We start from the raw sequence: 17,219 nt of genomic DNA, 5'->3' as shown, positions 1-17,219 counted from the left end.
CATCTCTTTTTTAAGAAATGCGCCCGTTTGCAGAAGATATGTATTATAAAAGGTTGTTAAACCCGGCTTGTATGTTTCTAAACCTTGGATTTGTAACTACACCAATAACCATGGCACTATTCTTGTCTTCCATTATGGTAGAACAAGAAGAAACCATTTCATCATTCAATTCTAAATATACTGTTCTGTCACTGCTCTTTTTTAACCTCTTGTACTCATTTCAAATATTCTCTTTCTTATCTTTGGGTAGACATTCTATAAAATCATCAGTAATTAATAACAAATCGTATTGCAAGCTAATTTCATATCTGTTTCAATGACTTTTAAGGGCTCTTTGAGATTTCTAAGAACAAAAATATTTTTTACTACACCTAAGTAAGAAAGTGTATTTTCTTTAGCATCGACATATGGTAGGAACTTTTGCATTAAAGAACTGGGACCAATAATTTTCAAGTTCTAATCATTAAATAATACATCCATGCTAACTGCTGAATTATCACCAGTTGGAATATTAATATCAAATATCCATGGATTATTAATCAGCAGCTCAAGTCTAAGTAATCGTGCTCATTATGTAACTGTGTGTATTTTCACCCAGAGGAATGTCTACAATTTCAACCATTATGATAAATATAATACTTGAATGAATAACGAAAATGGATAATCAATAATATTAAACATTGAATTAACATTATTATATTTTTATAATAAAAAAATTAATTTTATTATTTATTTTTTTGATTCCTTGTTATATAATATTATCGAATCAACTAAAAGGAAGGATTTCATTATGGCTTATAAAGTAATCACAAATTGTCCTGTCTGCAGTAAAACATTGAAAATTACAAAGTTGCAGTGCTCTCATTGTCACACTACGATTGAAAATGAGTTTGAATTATCTAAGCTGGCATCCTTATCAAAGGATCAGCTTCATTTTGTGGAAGTATTTTTAACAAGCAGAGGGAATATCAAAGAAGTTGAAAAGGAACTGGGGATTTCGTATCCAACGGTTCGAGGCAAGCTAACAGACATCATTTCATCCCTTGGGTATGTGCAGAAGAAGAAAAATGAAGTAGACGAGAAAAAAGTTGTCACCATGTTGGAAAATGGCGAAATCACACCAGAAGAAGCCATTAAGCTCTTAAAAAAGGAATAAGGAGGAATTTATCATGAAAGAGGAAATTACAAGAGTGTTAACAATGGTTCAAGAAGGGAAGATTGATGCAGATAAGGGATCAGAACTGATTCAAGTATTAAAAGAGAAAGAAGAAACAAGTAATAAGCTTTTTGACAAACCGACTAAATATTTAGATAAAATATTAAAGGTTCGTGTTGTATCGGCCGAAAATGATAACGTTATGGTCAATTTGCCTATAAAACTTGTCAAGGCAGTATTAATGGCTGGACACAGCATCGCAGCGAGTATTCCTCAATCGGAAAAATACGTTAAAGATATAGACATAAGCCTTATTATTGAAGCAATCGAAAACGAATTAGATGGCCAAATTGTTGACATTAAATCGGCAAACGGGGATACCGTTTCGGTCATCATTGATTAGTGATTTGCTTATGATGCATGTAAAAGTAAAAGCAAAAGACGTTCGGTTTACCATCCCAATTCCATATGCTATTTTGAACATTGTTATTTCAATTTTGTCTTCAAAATTTTTTCAGCAAAATGCAAACAAATGGACAAAAGAGCACTTCGAAAGAAAAAAACTGGACTTTACCTTTCCACTAATAGACAAAAAAACGCTAAAGCCTATCGTCAAGGAACTGAAAAATTATAAAGGGATCGTGCTAGTAGATGTCAAAGCTAAGGACGGTACTGAGGTTAAGGTTAGACTATAATTTATTATAGAATACACCGACCACTGACTGGCATTTTGAAGAAAAAGCCTAATTTCTCGCTTATAATACCGAGAAAATTAGGCTTTGATTACTATTACTTTATTATAGACCCTATTGCAGAAAAAAGAGAGTTCGTTTTCAATAAAGGCATCCCCTATTTCCTGTAAAATGTACTCCTTTATTATGCAAAATGGCCAAATTGTTGAATAATGTTATGTCATATTTAACATAAATAGGCCCTTTAGACAAAGCATATCCAAAGGGGGTAAGCATCGCGACTTTATTGCAAAGCTACATCTGTTACTTTTCTTTTTCTTAATGTTCCCGTCCAAATGCTTTAGTATTAATATTTTTTTTATCAAGGAAGTCTTCTATTTTTTTCTGTTCTCTTCCATTCACTACATCACTTTTATCAATTAGTGATTTAACATTTACTTTTGGAAGAACTCCTTCACTTGCGTCATTTGTTAAATTATCGAACATTTCACCTATCTCATAAAGAGTCTCATTTACAGCTGTAATGTACCGGCTAATTCTCTTTGATTCTTCTTGATAACCTTCAGGCAATGTATTATTTAAGATATAGTTAGAGAAATTCTCATCATTTTCTTTTGTAAGTTTGTTAATTTTATCTAGTTTCTGTAACTCTTGTATATTTAATTCCTTTTCTTCATATATATAATCTTGAAATGGTTCGCTAGCATTCGATAATTCTTCATTGCTATCTAGATATATTTTTATGCTTAATTTTATTTCTTCCTCGTCTATTACACTTTCTTGTTTTTCAGAGGTAAAAATAACATCAGGAATCTCCACATCCTGTATAGAAAGAACTTCATCTTCATCTTCATCTTCTATAGTGTCAATATTTTCTCCCTGCGAACATGCGCTTAATATAAAAAGAATTAAAAAACTAAAAAACAATTTTCTCATAATAATAATTTCTTCCCCCTTGCAATTGACATGTTCCATCTCAAATATTTTATAAATAATATAAAAGGGAATTTTACTATACCATAGGATTGCTAAAAGAGAAGCTATAATAAACCCTTTTATAGACTCAAGGATTTCTCCACTGCCAATTGTACTCAATCCATTAACAAGTCCCATTACAATTAAAATCAGTGCAGATAGAATCAGGATAGGTACACCAATTATATAAGCTAATATAATTGGTAAAAGTAATAATAGTGCAAATAAACTTACTATAATAATAATACAATTCATTATACCTAATCCCATAATTGAGAGCAGTGCTGTAAACATACTCTTAAATGCTTTTATTCTCGTCAACCTTCTTAATAGCATATTAGCAATCTCTATAGGATTTTCCCATTTTTCAGATAGCTCCTCCTCACTTTTATTTTCATGTTTTCCCTCAGTAAAAGAGTGTATGGTATATTCATCTATTATATCTTTTTTTCTTGTTCAGACATACAAACTATTTGTTGTCTATTGTCCATTTAAAACAGGTATAACTTAATACTTCAAGATATCATTTATAAATTCCTTCTTTATTCAGAACTTAGTCTGATTACATCTTGAATCTTCAACCACGGCTTATAATCACACCTACACCAGAACCTCGACCTTCTTTTATCCACTTATCGACTTTAGATGTTCTTTTTCTTTTGAACATAAAAAACACCCCTTCGGTTACTCATAACCAAAGGGGAAAAACGGTATAACTTTATTTAAAACAGTACATCCTTTTTTATATATGGTTGACTTTATTTCAAATCTACAACAAATGTAGGTTTATAAAAAAGTTCAATTAAAAATGTGCTATAAGCGTTGATTTTACACGATGATAATTTTCATTTTATAAAAAAGATTGATCAAAACGTGTGTATTAGTAAGGAACATGCATTACTTTTTATAAAAAAGTTTAATCGCTTTTTATAATGATTCATTAATATGTAAACAATTGGCATGAGTAATCGTATATATTAGATAATAATCACCCAAAAACGCTTATTAGACGCAGAAGGCAGTTACCTTTAATTTTGTTTGTAAAGATAAAACAGGAATGATTTGCGAACTAAATGACACAAAGACTACCCTTACTAGAGTATTTCTATATGTTATTTCAAATTTTTTCACTCCATTTTTTTTTGAATTTTTTCATGAATTTTTTCTTCTATCTTTTCTACACGATTTCCCTTAAATTTGCGTCTTGGCGTTGGATGAAGCCATTGTATTTGCCCTTCATGGAAGACCCCAGTATATTCTTTACCTTGAATAGTTAGTTTAAATATATGCCCCTCATGGTTTTTATCATCAAACATTGGTTTGATTTCAAGATCATCTGTTTCGTCCTCAATCCCGCGCTCCTGCATAAGTTGGTGAATCTGAGCTTCAAGTGATTTTAATTGTTTCTCTCCAAGATCCTGTTTTGGATTTGGGTTTAACCACTGAATTTCTCCTTCATGAAAATGTCCTTTATATTCATTCTCATTTATAGAAAGTTTCAGTAGATGGCGCTCATACGTACGCCCCTCAAATATTGGTTCCACTTCTAAATCATTTGCCTTCACTTCGGAATCATCTGCCACTGTAAGACCTCCAATTCAATTATTTATTATTGTTTTGTCCCTAATCTGGATAGTTATACATTAATGAAACCCCTCAACCTAAAAGTGCATCCTTTTTGATAGTATTATCCAATCTATCCATTCAGGTTAAGCGGTCGATTAATATTAGTTTTCCCTTAAAAAAATCGGGTTAAACAAAATAGCTTATTACATGGATAGGCCACACCAATAAAAATAAGAGCGAGTAAAATAATACACAACTAGTGAGGAGAATCAACCATGCCTAAAAAAAGAAGTACCTTTTAGTTGGTAAAGGTCTTTATATACACGTAAAACCTTCACCATACAAATGGTAAAGGTTCTTTTATTTTGAAATAAAGAACTAGATTTAAACCGGCGTTTACTTATTAAAAGAGGGGTGACATCATGAATTATTTGTTTTTTTGATTATTGCTCAAGTTAAAATCCCATCCTGTGTAACCATAGTACATTGGTTTAAAATAAGCATCAATTATAAAATAATTTCCATCCATAACTTCAAACAACTTAGAAAGTAACCCCATTGTTTGAGGTCACGATTGAGTTGTCTCAAAACACAACAAATGTAGCTTTGGAATAAAGTTTGATTAAAAACTTCTTACAAATCCGCATTCTATCGTAAACAAAAAGAATCCATTTTGAAAAAAAGATTGATCAAAATGGATTCTTTCTTTGTGATTGGGTGTTCAGTTTTTATAAAAAAGTTCGATCATTTTCTACCTGTTTGTGGAAGATCTTATTGAAGATAAGAACCCTTTACTCTAAGTATTCTTCACAACTACTTAGAGTTGAGTATATTCAAAATGGTGGTCTTACTATCGTTTAAATATGGTTAAAGAGTTGGGTCTTTTACTTTCCTTTCACTGTCCAGTAACCAAAGATGCACCCCATAAACTTGATAGCTGGTATGCATCTCATAGAGTATACGGTTTTAGGTTATGTTTAAAAAATATGATAAAAACTTATCTCTAAGCTGAGGACACACAAGACAAGCGCAGGTATTGCTTTCTTAAAGGGATCTCTCGCTAATACAATAAGAGTAAATGTGGCTGCAAGCATCCGTCATGAAACGGATGCCATTGTTTAGAGCCACCTTCCTTACGAGCGATGATTACCCTAAATCTTCTCCATTTGTCTGGATGGCTTTCTGATACCAATAGAAACTATCTTTCTTCAAACGTTTTTTTGTACCATTCTCCATATCATCTTGATCAACATAAGGTTCTGGTGTGTGATCAGTATGGAAAAACAAAATTTTTTCAAATGGAAGCATTATCAGCCTGACATTATTTTGTTAACGGTCAGATGGTACCTACGTTACAGCCTCAGTTTTCGTGGTTTGATGGAAATGATGGACGAACGCGGCTTATCCATGGCTCACACAACCATTATGCGTTGGGTTCAACAATATGGGCCTGAATTAGATGAAAGAGTACGGCATCATTTCAAGTAAACAAACTGTGGCTTTGGAAAAAAGTTTAATCAAAAGTACATCGCAAAGCCACAGTTTTGGGCAAATAAAAAGAATCCATTTTGAAATAAGATTGATCAAAATGGATTCTTTTCTTGTGAACGGGTGTGATATTTTTATAAAAAAGTTTAATCATTTTTTAGCTATGATCCACAACAATCGTGCCAGTTTGCGGGGTAAAATGTTCTATGCCAGATTGATTGTTTACTTAACCGCTCGCAATTTTATGAATCATATCACGGATTTCAATCGCTCTTAATTAAACTTTAGGTTGTCGCTATCTCTTTTTATGCGTATAAAAATTAGCGAGGTGATTTTGAGTAAAATCTTCATCTTTTATGGTTATTGATGGGGTAATTCCTTTAGGAAACTCCTCTTCCCATACTTGTTTTTCAACATAAGTATGATACCACATATCTGCAATGACATCAGGATCATTTACCGTACCCGACCCAGCTGATTTAATTAATACACCTATAGAACGGTGAGCAACATAGATTCCCTTCGATGAAAGCTCAGCATGGAGATTGGTTATATAATTGCGTAGTCCCGACATCGCGATCCCGACATTCCCCATTATTGGCAACGGACATTGCAGACAAACCTGTCGTAAACAATAATGCTCCTTCATTTTTCTTTAGCATATCTGGTAATACTTTATTTACCATATGAATGGCGCTGGCAACAACTCCGTCAAACTGATCTTTTGCATTTTGTGTCGTCAATTCTAATACAGAAGTCGGTGGAAAATTCCCTGCATTGGGGCTAAATTCTAGAACATATCGAGCAATTATTACACTATCAAGAAATGATTTCCAAAAACTTGCGAAATTTTAATATCTATTATACAGTTGAAGTACTATTTTATTAAAGGGTGAACTTTTTGTTAATTGTAGAATTCTAATCTGAATCAACGTAATAGCTTAATTTTGTCGAACAAACCACCCGTCTGGAGTGTTATTTGTTGTGCAAAAAAAGCAAGATTAGAATTAGTTAGCTTCTTATAAACATTTGGCGCGACTAATTTTAGTCGCGCTTTTTCTATTCGTTGATTTTGACAATTTTATTTTTCTTATTAAAATTGAGAGGACGAATCTACAATGCAAAAACAATTACAACAAATTACAGCTGATATGCAGCTTGAAGAACATTATCACACATTAGAAAAAGCTCTACTTGCTTTATATTTCCATAAAAATTGCACAACTAAATCTTTAGCTCATACGACAGACTTACCAATACCTATCGTTTCAGCAATGAAGAAAGAATTTTCCAAGCAAGGTTGGGGTAAACATAGCTTAACGAAAAAGGGTCAGCTTGCTATCTCGCAATATTTTCAACTCTCAGGTGCTGATGCTAAACTCTATCTTCAATTAACGACAGATGATGCATTTCGTACAGAATGGATTACACAAAATATAAGCGAATTAAGCACTATTTATGACGCTAGACCCACAGCTGACGTGGCAATTGATCAAGCAAAATGTACAGTTGAGACAGCCTTAAAACGTGCATTGCTTGCACTAGACTATACGATGCTACTCAATAAGCGCATTTTGTGTTTAGGCGATGATGATTTTATCAGTATTGCATTAGCTTTTTTACTAAAGAAAATCGCTCCACATTCCTCAACTAAAATTGTTGTGTTAGATATTGACAGGCGAATTTTATGTACGATTAGCAAAATAGCTAAGGACTATGAGCTTCAGATTAAAACAGATTATTATAACGTTCAGGAGCCTTTGCCTAAAACATACGCCCTTCAGTTTGATTGCGTATACACAGATACACCATATACCTTGATTGGCGCACAGCTTTTTTTATCACGTGCGATTAACGCACTAAAGCCAGAAGCAATGCGGCATGTGTTTTTTTCCTACGCTAAGCGTAGCTATCAAAAGCAGTGGCAACTACAGCAAAGTTTATATGCTATGGGCTTCGTTATTGACAGTATTAAATACGACATTAACACCTATGAAGGTGCACAGATTTTAGGTGCTAAAAGCCAATTATTCGTATTACAAACAACAGAGCAAATGACTTCCTATATTCCTAATCAGCGTAAGTTTACGCGACCAATTTACACGGGAGAAATTGAGCGGAAATCCATCGTTTATCAGTGTATCCATTGTCAGCACAAGCTTACAGTCGGCGCTGGCTATCCATACATCACGATTGCTCAACTTCAATCCAGTGGTTGCCCAAGTTGCAAAAATAAAAAGTTTTCACAAATTAAGAGAACAGTACAAAAGTCACAATTCCAGCATACATTTGGGCATCATATTTTATTAGAGTTACACGATTGCAATGTTGCATTACTCAATGACGTGCAACAAATTAAAACGATTATGTGTCAAGCTGCCTATAAAGCAAAGGCAATGATTGTGACCGAACATTTCCATCATTTTTCACCTTACGGGGTTAGCGGTGTAGTAATTATTCAAGAATCACATTTAACGATTCATACGTGGCCAGAGTACGGTTATGCGGCAATAGATGTTTTTACTTGTAGCAGTAAATTAGCCCTACAAGAGGCTGTTCAATATATTACTGAGCAATTTAATGCAGGAAATGTCGCACAGCATTACCTACATCGAGGTAAATCGAAAAATGGAGGGGGCTGTCCCATAAGCCCTTAAAATGAAACAGGAAAAGAAAAACAAGTTGTTTTTCTTTTCCTGTTTTTATATTTTCACTTGATTGAAGCTCCGTTGGTGACATAAGGAGTTTTAAATAACTTTATTATTTTTTAAATGACTTTATTGTAATTTTTAACTGTACTATGATTATTAGAGGATAGTAATTTGATTAAAAACACCTTGCAAACTCTTGTTTTACGGTAAATAAAAGAAGCCATTTTTGAAAAAAGATTGATCAAAACATGATCTTATTTAATGTAATCGATTCATTTCTTTATAAAAAAGTTTGATAATTTTATTAAACCTTATTCAACTAATGCTCCCGATAATTTAAGTGTATAGCTGTACAAACTATCACTAAATCATGTAATGCTTTCCATTAATAATGTTTGTATCTTCCTTTCCATACAATACTTTCTTTGGATTTATAACGATGATTAAAACTGATACTACTACATAAAAAATTGCGTTATACATGATTAAATCGATTAAGTTTCCGTTTATTATGCCAATAAAAAAATTAAAGAATTGGTGGATGATAATTGGGATGATTAAATTCTGATTTAAGTTATAAAATGCTGTCATGACGATTTTAATGGACATGATTGAAATCATAAAGAATAGAATATATTTGATTAAATCAATGCCCACAAACCCTGTAGTAAACCATATAGGTAGATGCCACATACCCCACCAAAATCCTATAATTATCGAAGCTTTTAATGGCGAATGCTTCTTTTGGAGCTCAATTTGAGCGAAACCTCTCCACCCTAATTCTTCTCCTAGTGGCCCTGCAAGAAAGCTTTTAAAAAAGAAATAGATCAGCATTCCCCATGAAGATATAGTAAAAATAGAGTCTACTTCACTATTATTAGATACGAGAAATAAAATCATCAAAAATATGAAGGCTTGAATCATACTCACAGTAAGAATCACGGAAAATTTAAGTTTATTCTTGAATTTATCACTTACAAATTGTATAAAACTCTGCCCAGGATAGATTTTTTTAAATAGCACTGCAAAAGCAAAGGTTGAGGACCAAGATGAAATACAAAACATTACATCAAAGACCCATGCAGGAAATCCTAACATGCTTATGGCTCCTACAAGAAAAAAAAGTGGCAAAAAAATGATATTGGTTAGTAGAATAAAACTTGCTACTGGTTTTTTTAGTTTCTTTTCTCTATTCATGTATATTCCCCGCTTCAAACTAAGTATTTTCGTAAATATAATAACGCTCATATTTACTAATACCTTCAGCTTAAACCTAGGGGTTACTCACAGGTCAATACATGTCTGCATTATTTTATAGGTGCATAAATTTCTAAAAATATACGTTCAAGTCCATCTTCATAAGTGGTAAGTAATAGATTTATATAAACTTGCCCCAAAAGTTCATACCTTTTTTCTATTGCTACTTTTCTTAAACTAGCTTCCACGTTATGGTCAATACTTTTTCCACCAGTTGACCATCTTCCATCTTCAATAACTGTATAAATACATTTTGGATGAGATAGAATTTTACCTTCTATTTCTTTATCAAAGTCTTCTACTTTTCTTACAATTATAAACTTATCTTCTATAATACCTTCTTCATTGAAACTTATGACTCTTCTTAAAGATGTTAGAGTAACTGCTTTTTTTAAGCTGTCTGTGTTCTTTTTTAGAGATTCATATTCATCATACGCAGTGAAATGCTCTATTTCTCCTTTTATTTCTAAAGGCTTCATTTCTTTTACTGTGTATTCTCCTAAGAATTGTTTAATTTTCGCGCAATCTTCTTTTACTATCTGAAGCTTTTTTAAAAGAAGCTTTTTATATTCTATTTCCTCTAAAACATCTTGTTCTTTCTCTTCTATTAATGATTTTATTCCCTCTATACTTTTACTTTTTCTTAATTCCTGGATTTTTTTAATTTCAATATCAATTTCTCTATAGAAATTTACTGTTGTTATATCATATATATCAAAATGATTATATTTTCTATACCCATTCTCAATGTTTTGCTTAGGCTTTACTAATTCCTTTTCTTCATAAAATTTTAAGGTATCTCTAGATACACCTAAAAATTTAGCTACTTGTCCAATAGTGTACATTATACTCTCCTTTATCATTACTACATATTCTATATGATATTTCATATTATCAGTACGTCGAACAATAATAATATAAGTTTTTGTAAACGCTAGACTAGATTGGACAGTAATCGCCAGCTAAAATTGGACACTTTTGCCAATAAATAACCCTTTTAACTTATACTATAAATAGGACGAGTTTGGTATGTCAACACTAAACTAGACACTTTTCTTAAGGGTATCAAGTTTATATTTTACGGGGCTCAAGTAATCTAGTGAACTATGAGTACGAATGTTATTAAACCAGTGAACATAGTCACTAAGTTCAAGAGCCAGTCGTTCAAGATTTTCAAAGTGCATATCTTGTGTAAATTCAGTCTTAAACAATTTAAATGTTGCTTCAGCCACGGCGTTATCATAGGGATTTCCCTTCATGCTCAACGATCGTTTGATCTCAAATGTTTTTAACGCTTCATCTGTAATAAAGTTTAATCAAAAATACCCCACAAACCCATATTTTACGGTAAATAAGAAGAATCCATTTTGAAAGAAAGTTTGGTCAAAATAGATTCTTCTCTTGCATATTTAAGTCTCGGTTTTATAAAAAAGTTTGATCATTTTCTAACTGTGTTGCTCAACAATCGCGCCCGTTAATTGAATAACTAACCTCTATATCACCTTTAATAAAAACTCCATGTTAAAAAAGATAGATTAAAATGGATTTTCTTGTTCTACTAAATGATTTTTTCAAGGAACATTATTCTGTAAATTTACAATAAAGTTATTTAATTTTAAAGCCATAAACAAACATAACCCTATTTTATTTTAAGGCGGGGTTAAAATATAGTTGTTTAATTTTAGATGTGGATACTTAACTGTACTTAAAAATATAACAATAAAGTCGTTTAAATCTAAAGTTTTCCCTCCACAATCGCGCTCTTTTACGGAACAAAGCACCAGTGTATCTTAGTTAGTTTTTCAACGATTAGGCCCAATTAGCAGGAACATTCTTTATTATTACTTGGTTAAATCAAAGCTCGTTTTAATTAAGTCATCAATATCTCTTTTTGAATCGGCACGTTCTAAGATAATAGAGATCCAATGTTCTTTATTCATATGATAAGCGGGTAAAATATCTCGTCGGTTTATTAAACTACCATTTAATTCGGGAGGTGATTTTAGATTCAGAATATCTATTTCTTCTTTTCCGTCTAATCCTAATTTCTCTGGAGAGACATTCATTACAAGACCATACCATTTTCCGCTGGATGCGTGTCTTAAAACAGCATAGTTGGGAAACTTTCCCCACTGATAATCCGGCAATGTACCGTATTTCTCTTCGACATGCTTAAAGATATCTTCTCTTGTTAACATACTTCAATCATTCCTCCAACTACTTATGGTCAATTCTTCTCACTCTAATTCCATCTTTGAAAAAATCACATGGATGTGCACTCAACGATATGGAATTTAATGGAATAAGCGAATCGAAGTTTTTAAACAACTTTATTGTAAATTAAAGGACTTTATTTGTAATTAAGCAACTTTATTGTCATTCAACATATTCAGCACATTTTTTTGCTTCGTTTCATAACTATTTGATTTTTAATATTATTTTACCTTTAGCCCTACCAGACTCTGCATATTCCATCGCTTTTTGAGTATTTTCAAAAGGGAAAACTCTATCAATTATAGGTTTGATTTTACCAGTCTCAATAAAATTTGCGATTATTCGTAATTGCTCTCCACTTGGCTTCATAAACAAAAACGTATATTGAACATTATGCTTTTTTTCAAGCGCAGTAAGTTTATGACTTGCAGCTGAAAACAACAACGTTTTAAAAAATCCGGAACCATATTCTTTACCAAAACGAGCATTCGGTAATCCGGAAACGGAAACAATTTTTCCTCCGCTTTTTATCACTTCAAATGATTTTTCGAGTATCTCGCCCCCAAGTGTATCAAATACGGCATCATAGTTTTTCAGTATCTCTTCAAATTTTTCTTTCTTGTAATTTATAATTTCATCTGCACCAAGAGATTTTACTAAATTCGCACCAGCTTCACTGGCAGTCGTTGCAACAGTGGCACCCATTAGTTTTGCCAGTTGAATAGCAAAGGTACCGACACCACCAGCCCCAGCTTGAATTAAAATCTTTTGTCCCTTTTGTAATTGCAAAATGTCTGTTAGGGCTTGATAGGTGGTTAACCCAACCAGTGGGATCGATGCTGCTTCTTCAAAGCTCAAATTTTTAGGCTTTAAGGCGATGTCATCTTCGTGAATAGCGATAAATTCGGCAAAAGTACCGATTTTACTCTTACGTGGACGTGCATATATTTCGTCACCAACTTTAAAACGAGTCACTTTTGCGCCAACCTTTGCAACGACACCAGAAAAGTCATTCCCTAAGATAAGAGGCATTTTATATTTAACTAACAATTTCACTTTCCCATCGCGTATCTTAAAATCAACAGGATTAATACTAGCTGCATGAATTTCTGCGAGTACCTCATATTCACCAATTTCAGGTGTGGGCATTTCTGCCAAACGCATTGGAACTTTCCCATAGCTATCAATAACCATTGCTCTCATAGCCTATACCTCCAAATAATCTGTTTAAATTCCATCATTTCAATAAAAGTTCTGCATGAACTTATCAATATCCAACACAAGCGTTCTTAATAAACCTAATTCTGTACGTACATTAATATAATAAAAGTTTTTAGTCCCTTCTTTACGCATTAAAATAACACCGGCATCTCGTAAAACCTTAAGATGATGGGACACAGCAGGTCGAGAAAGATGTGTTTGTTCAGTGATTTCACCCACACGTAATCCTGTTTGACAATCCGTCCCCATTAGAACTAACAAGATCGATTGACGTGTTTCATCACCAATTGCCAATAGTACTTTTTGACAATTAATAAAATCCTCTTTGATCATTTTTAGTTGGTCCTGTTTATTCATTCAGTAAAATACCTCCGAAAATCAGTTTAATGGTTTAAGTTGATGAACCATATTGTTGAATACAACAATATACGATTGTTATGTTAGGTGCAATATTGAGAAAGCAAATCGAGACGAATACAACTTAGAGAGGAAGCATCAGCAACTTTAGTATTCCACTTGATCCGTTAATTAAAATAAGCACTAGATAAGTAATCTAGAGGTCTTCTAAAAAGAAAAAAACCTGAATCGTATTGTCAATTTAATACGATTCAGGGGGTATTTCTTTTACTTGTCTATTTTATTTACTGTTACCTGATTAAATGGCCCTTTAATGGAATAACTTTATTATCACTTAACAAGTTCTTAATCCATAAGAAAAACCGAAATCCCTTCTTTATAGAGATAGGAAATTCCGGTTCATCTTTTTTATAAACAGTTCAATTTTATTTCGAAGCCACAAATAAACTTTTTAGATCCGTTCTCCTTACTCCACCGTCACACTTTTCGCTAAATTCCTTGGTTTATCCACGTCACAGCCGCGGTGTAAGGATGCGTAGTATGCGATGAGTTGGAGCGGGATTACAGAGATAAGAGGTGTTAGTAATTCATTTACTTTTGGTAAAAGAAAACGATCTTCTGCTGTTTCCAAGCCTTTCATCGAGATGATGCAGGGGTTGGCACCGCGGGCAGCTACTTCTTTCACGTTGCTGCGGATGCTCCAATTGACGTTTTCTTGTGTAGCAAGGGCGATAACAGGTGTTCCTTCTTCAATCAACGCGATTGTTCCATGCTTCAGTTCTCCGCCAGCGAATCCTTCTGCTTGGATGTATGAAATTTCTTTTAGCTTTAATGCTCCCTCGAGGCAAACAAAATAGTCGAGAGAACGGCCAATAAAGAAGCAATTACGTGTAAATGGTAGGAATTCACTTGCAATCTTTTCAAACTCTTCTTTCTCGTCGCAAAGCATTTCCATTGCGTTAGCAATGATGCCAAGTTCATGAATTAAATCGAATGTCAGATTACATCCACGAAATTTTGCTGTTACATCTGCAAGAATTGCCATTACCGCAATTTGCGCAGTATATGCTTTTGTGGAAGCGACTGCGATTTCTGGCCCAGCATGCAGAAGCATCGTATAGTCAGCTTCACGTGAAAGAGTAGAACCAGCAACATTGGTAATCGTGAGCGCTTTATGTCCCATTTCTTTAATCCGAACAAGAACCGCTCTGCTGTCAGCAGTTTCTCCACTTTGTGAAATAAAAATAAACAATGGTTTTGCTGAAAGAAGTGGCATATTGTAGCTAAACTCACTTGATACATGCACTTCTACAGGAATTCCCGCCATATTTTCAATAAATTGCTTTCCTACAAGACCGGCATGATAGCTCGTTCCGCAAGCAAGAATATAAATACGGTCAGCTTCCTTCATCGCTTCTTTAATATCATCAGCAACCTCAAGCTTACCTTTTTCATTTTGGTAAGCCTGTATGATTTTCCGGATAACAAGGGGCTGTTCATCAATTTCCTTGAGCATATAGTGAGGATATGTTCCTTTTTCGATATCTCCCGCATCGATTTCCGCTTTATATGGCGCTCGAGTTACGGTTTCACCTTGAAGGTTTTTGATCGCTATATCGTCCTTTTTTAAGATGACCATTTCTTTATCCATCAACTCAATGAATGTATCCGTTACTTGTATCATCGCCATCGCATCACTAGCCACAACATTAAACCCATCTCCAACACCAACAAGCAAAGGGCTTTTGTTTTTCGCAATGAAAATAATATCAGGTGTTTCCACATCAAGCAGGGCAATTGCATAGGAACCTTTTAATAGATTCAAAGTTTTACGAAAGGCATCTTCTATTTCTAGTCCCTCATCTGCAAACTTAGCAATCAGATGAACAATAGCTTCTGAATCCGTATCACTTTGAAATTCTACGTCTTGCAAATAATCCCTCTGTATTAATGTGTAATTTTCAATGACTCCATTATGAACCAAAGTGAAACGACCTGATGTACTTTGATGTGGATGCGCATTGATATAGCTTGGTACGCCATGGGTTGCCCAGCGTGTATGTCCGATTCCAGCCTGTGCAAAGATTTCTCCGTCTACGGCACTTCTTAAATCGGCAATCCGTCCCTTTTCTTTAAAAATATGGACGCCATTCTCATTACTTACTGCAATACCCGCAGAATCATACCCTCTATATTCAAGCTTTTCCAAGCCTCTTAATAAAATCTCCTTTGAATCAGTTGCTCCAATATACCCTGTAATACCGCACATAGTTATTTCCTCCCTAATAAGGAGGCAAGCAAGCACGGGGGCACACCTGCCCCCTCATCTCTGTTTTTTTATGTGCTCATTTCCTTTCCATTGTCCACCGAGTCGCCTCAGTGATTTAAGAAAGAAATTTCAGCTGTGTAGCACAACTGGGAGGCATCCGCCGAACGTTCGATAAACCTCCACCTCGTCTACTAATCTAAGTACGGAAGGCGCTTGACCAGGGGTGACAATCATAAAATGAATCGCATTGTGGTACAACATTCCACTGAACGGATCAACCTTATCTCGAATCCCCTTACACCTATAGCCAGATATCTTCCTAGTCAGCCCACAACTTTCGAAGAAATATTGGGCTATGAATGTCACTCTTCTGGACCTCAAAGAAATATCGACTTCCTCCATACGGAAGTTCCTCATTAGATTAGTGCTGGCGCTTTTATTTTTAAAACAGCTATGCTCCTTTCGCTTCTAAAGTAAAAAAGTGAAACAAAAATATCATACTATACATGTTTTCCTTTAGTCAATAACAGTTAGTTATAATTGAATACATTATTTCCAAATTCACATGATCCATCACTAATGATAAACAGAGTGATTCAAATTATATTATGCCTTGATTAGTGATGTGTTGCTATAGCATTCAAATGTCTTTCACTGTACAATCGGTATATTACTGTGGTAAATCGGCCACATTCTTGAAGAATAGTAGATGAATTGTCGTTTTTGCATTTCTAAAGAAAGTTCTTACGGATAAAAAAAGCATCTCCTAAACAACTCAGTCGGAGACGCTTTTGACTATATGCCCTTAAGCTTCATTTTCTGCGGTGAATGAACGTTGGCCCAGTTCTTTTTCATAGATATATAGGGCATTCTTATCTTCGCCGATTCGTTTCAAATATTCGATATGTGTATCAAAGCTAGCTTCTTCTTCCACTTGTTCATCTAAGAACCATTGTAAAAATGAAATAGTTGCATGTTCTTTTTCTTCCCAAGCCAGGTCAGTCAATGCGTAGATATCTTTAGTTACTGTTTTTTCCTGTTGCAATGCCGATTCAAAAGTATTCAAAATGGATTCGAAATTTATTTTCGGTGCATTCACTCCAGTGAATTCTGCATGAACCCCACGGTCATTCAAATATTGATATATTTTCATACCATGGAAACGCTCTTCAATCGCCTGTTGTAGATAAAAGTGCGCAAATCCTCCATAGCTATTATATTCGCAATAAGCAGCCATGGCCATATAGGATTGAGCAGCTTCAAATTCATTGTTCATCTGCTGATTTAATGCATTTGCAATACGTGAACTGAACATGTATTCCTCTCCTTATCATTGATTCCTTTATTTATTAATCTTACATGATTGAAGAGGA

Annotated in this window: 15 protein-coding genes and 4 pseudogenes; 5 read left to right on the top strand and 14 right to left on the bottom strand. The window is 33.9% G+C overall.

Annotation, left to right across the window (positions count from 1 at the left end):
* The first annotated feature begins 790 nt into the window (after positions 1–790).
* Genes MHB53_RS18965 through MHB53_RS18955 form a run of 3 tightly spaced genes read left to right on the top strand, consistent with a single transcriptional unit; the run spans position 791 to position 1,851 of the window.
* A complete protein-coding gene (locus MHB53_RS18965) occupies positions 791–1,156 on the top strand; it encodes a DUF2089 domain-containing protein (RefSeq protein ID WP_340921319.1) in 366 nt (121 codons plus the stop codon).
* A gap of 13 nt (positions 1,157–1,169) precedes the next feature.
* Positions 1,170–1,559: an SHOCT-like domain-containing protein gene (locus tag MHB53_RS18960; RefSeq protein ID WP_340921317.1), complete on the top strand. Its 390-nt coding sequence runs from the start codon at positions 1,170–1,172 to the stop codon at positions 1,557–1,559.
* A gap of 10 nt (positions 1,560–1,569) precedes the next feature.
* A complete protein-coding gene (locus tag MHB53_RS18955) occupies positions 1,570–1,851 on the top strand; it encodes a hypothetical protein (protein WP_018393056.1) in 282 nt (93 codons plus the stop codon).
* Between the two features lie 315 nt (positions 1,852–2,166).
* Here MHB53_RS18955 and MHB53_RS18950 read toward each other — a convergent pair whose 3' ends face one another.
* The 4 genes and pseudogenes from MHB53_RS18950 to MHB53_RS26450 form a co-directional block, all read right to left on the bottom strand.
* Entirely contained in the window at positions 2,167–3,078 is a 912-nt protein-coding gene (locus MHB53_RS18950) for an NDxxF motif lipoprotein (protein WP_445661456.1), read from the bottom strand.
* Between the two features lie 308 nt (positions 3,079–3,386).
* Positions 3,387–3,490: pseudogene (locus MHB53_RS18945) on the bottom strand (heteromeric transposase endonuclease subunit TnsA); the annotation flags it as partial.
* 460 nt (positions 3,491–3,950) lie between these two features.
* Complete coding sequence (locus MHB53_RS18940) at positions 3,951–4,406, bottom strand: HicA family toxin-antitoxin system (RefSeq protein WP_340921310.1); 456 nt, start codon at positions 4,404–4,406, stop codon at positions 3,951–3,953.
* Between the two features lie 960 nt (positions 4,407–5,366).
* A pseudogene (locus MHB53_RS26450) lies at positions 5,367–5,483 on the bottom strand (DoxX family protein); the annotation flags it as partial.
* Between the two features lie 181 nt (positions 5,484–5,664).
* On the opposite strand from MHB53_RS26450, the pseudogene MHB53_RS18930 reads away from it, so the two are divergent.
* A pseudogene (locus tag MHB53_RS18930) lies at positions 5,665–5,874 on the top strand (IS6 family transposase); the annotation flags it as partial.
* 298 nt (positions 5,875–6,172) lie between these two features.
* Here the strand turns inward: MHB53_RS18930 and MHB53_RS18925 are convergent.
* Both MHB53_RS18925 and MHB53_RS18920 read right to left on the bottom strand, forming a co-directional pair.
* A complete protein-coding gene (locus MHB53_RS18925) occupies positions 6,173–6,451 on the bottom strand; it encodes a dehydrogenase (protein WP_340921308.1) in 279 nt (92 codons plus the stop codon).
* Positions 6,411–6,620: a hypothetical protein gene (locus tag MHB53_RS18920; RefSeq protein ID WP_340921306.1), complete on the bottom strand. Its 210-nt coding sequence runs from the start codon at positions 6,618–6,620 to the stop codon at positions 6,411–6,413. The genes MHB53_RS18925 and MHB53_RS18920 overlap by 41 nt, the downstream gene beginning before the upstream one ends.
* A 375-nt stretch (positions 6,621–6,995) precedes the next feature.
* Between MHB53_RS18920 and speD the strand changes: the two genes are divergently transcribed.
* Positions 6,996–8,534: an adenosylmethionine decarboxylase gene (gene speD, locus MHB53_RS18915; protein WP_340921304.1), complete on the top strand. Its 1,539-nt coding sequence runs from the start codon at positions 6,996–6,998 to the stop codon at positions 8,532–8,534.
* Between the two features lie 357 nt (positions 8,535–8,891).
* Here the strand turns inward: speD and MHB53_RS18910 are convergent, their stop codons facing one another.
* From MHB53_RS18910 to MHB53_RS18875, 8 genes and pseudogenes are all read right to left on the bottom strand, one after another.
* Positions 8,892–9,725 (bottom strand): CPBP family intramembrane glutamic endopeptidase, encoded by an 834-nt coding sequence (locus MHB53_RS18910; RefSeq protein WP_340921303.1) that lies wholly within the window; start codon positions 9,723–9,725, stop codon positions 8,892–8,894.
* 110 nt (positions 9,726–9,835) lie between these two features.
* Positions 9,836–10,630 carry a MerR family transcriptional regulator gene (locus MHB53_RS18905; protein ID WP_340921301.1) on the bottom strand — a complete coding sequence of 265 codons (795 nt, stop codon included), beginning with the start codon at positions 10,628–10,630 and terminating at the stop codon, positions 9,836–9,838.
* 198 nt (positions 10,631–10,828) lie between these two features.
* A pseudogene (locus tag MHB53_RS18900) lies at positions 10,829–11,098 on the bottom strand (IS3 family transposase); the annotation flags it as partial.
* A gap of 528 nt (positions 11,099–11,626) precedes the next feature.
* Complete coding sequence (locus MHB53_RS18895) at positions 11,627–11,983, bottom strand: MmcQ/YjbR family DNA-binding protein (protein ID WP_340921299.1); 357 nt, start codon at positions 11,981–11,983, stop codon at positions 11,627–11,629.
* Positions 11,984–12,203: 220 nt separating this feature from the next.
* On the bottom strand, positions 12,204–13,202 hold the full coding sequence (locus tag MHB53_RS18890) for an NADP-dependent oxidoreductase (RefSeq protein WP_340921297.1): 999 nt from the start codon (positions 13,200–13,202) through the stop codon (positions 12,204–12,206).
* Positions 13,203–13,241: 39 nt separating this feature from the next.
* Complete coding sequence (locus MHB53_RS18885; RefSeq protein ID WP_063255123.1) at positions 13,242–13,577, bottom strand: ArsR/SmtB family transcription factor; 336 nt, start codon at positions 13,575–13,577, stop codon at positions 13,242–13,244.
* Between the two features lie 466 nt (positions 13,578–14,043).
* A complete protein-coding gene (glmS, locus tag MHB53_RS18880) occupies positions 14,044–15,846 on the bottom strand; it encodes a glutamine--fructose-6-phosphate transaminase (isomerizing) (protein WP_340921293.1) in 1,803 nt (600 codons plus the stop codon).
* 805 nt (positions 15,847–16,651) lie between these two features.
* The gene (locus MHB53_RS18875) at positions 16,652–17,161 is read right to left on the bottom strand and encodes a ferritin (RefSeq protein ID WP_340921291.1); all 510 of its coding nucleotides are present in this window, start codon (positions 17,159–17,161) and stop codon (positions 16,652–16,654) included.
* Between the last annotated feature and the right edge of the window lie 58 nt (positions 17,162–17,219).

The organism is Bacillus sp. FSL K6-3431 (assembly GCF_038002605.1).
GTDB lineage: Bacteria > Bacillota > Bacilli > Bacillales > Bacillaceae_C > Lederbergia.
The sequence above is the reverse complement of the archived record's forward strand: the minus strand, read 5'-3'. Positions and strand labels throughout refer to the sequence as shown.